Raw genomic sequence first — 265 nt, forward strand, 5'->3', positions numbered from 1 at the left:
TATTCGCTGTAGTCACAAAATTGGATTTGCTTAATGCGGCCTGTGCCGACAAAAGCTCTTTTGCAAGCTCTGTTATTTTTCGGTTTCTTGCGATGACTTGCAGACGCTCCTCGGGAACGGTCCCCTTGGTTTCCTTGCGGATCGCTTCAATTTCCTCCTGGCTGATAGGGATTTGGAGATCCGGATCATTCTTTATTTCCTGCTCTGTCTGGTACCAGCGGATGGAACCCGTGGTCTCACTCATATTGAGCACGTTCTTCTTATC

At 47.9% G+C, this 265-nt stretch carries 1 protein-coding gene; it reads right to left on the bottom strand.

The window, feature by feature from the left end:
• Positions 1-244: hypothetical protein (locus tag ACSNOG_RS33460; protein ID WP_436756429.1), on the bottom strand; the 244-nt coding region annotated here is incomplete at its 3' end.
• Between the last annotated feature and the right edge of the window lie 21 nt (positions 245-265).

This window comes from Streptomyces sp. URMC 124 (assembly GCF_051386455.1).
Lineage (GTDB): Bacteria > Actinomycetota > Actinomycetes > Streptomycetales > Streptomycetaceae > Streptomyces.